This window comes from Arthrobacter sp. MDT2-34-1 (assembly GCF_059091365.1).
Genome location: NZ_JBNHGO010000084.1, coordinates 1 through 681, shown reverse-complemented (window position 1 = coordinate 681; position 681 = coordinate 1). Strand labels below are relative to the sequence as shown.

Genomic DNA, 681 nt, shown 5'->3' with positions numbered 1-681 from the left:
CGAGACGATCACCGTACCGCCGGAATCCACGTAGCTGTGCAGGATGTCCCGGATATTGGCGGCCGAAACCGGATCAACCGATTCAAAAGGCTCATCCAGGACCAGGAGCCGAGGTGCATGGATCAGTGCCGAGGCCAAGGCGATCTTCTTGGTCATACCTGCCGAGTAGTCGACCACCAGGGTTCCGGCGTCCTTCGCCAGGTCCAGTGCGCCGAGCAGGTCGGCGACCCGCTCGGCGACGGTGGCGCGGTCCATGCCCCGCAGCAGGCCGGCATAGGTGACAAGCTGTTCGCCGGTCAGCCGGTCGAACAGCCGCACTCCGTCGGGCAGGATGCCCATCAGGCGCTTGGCCTCCAGCGGCCGCTCCCAGACGTCGACACCATGCACCCAGACCTGCCCGAAATCCGGACGCAGCAGCCCTGTAGCCATGGAGAGAGTCGTCGTCTTGCCGGCTCCGTTGGGCCCGACGAGGCCATAGAACGAACCGAGTGGAATGTCCAGGTCCACGCCATTGACGGCAATCTTGTCACCGAACCGCTTGGCGAGGCCGCGGATGACGAGCGCCGGCGGAACCGGCTGGCTTTCAGGGGAGGGTTGCGCAAGGACATCATCGCTCATGCGAAAACGCTATCAAGCCGCGGCCTTCAACCGGATCATCCGAAAGGACGAAGTGTTCGGGCC

Annotated in this window: 1 protein-coding gene; it reads right to left on the bottom strand. The window is 64.3% G+C overall.

What is annotated here, in order from left to right; all coding sequences use genetic code 11:
- A partial coding sequence (locus tag AC5RVV_RS17740; protein ID WP_494002668.1) for an ABC transporter ATP-binding protein occupies nt 1–618 on the bottom strand: 618 nt, incomplete at its 3' end.
- Nucleotides 619–681: the final 63 nt, after the last annotated feature.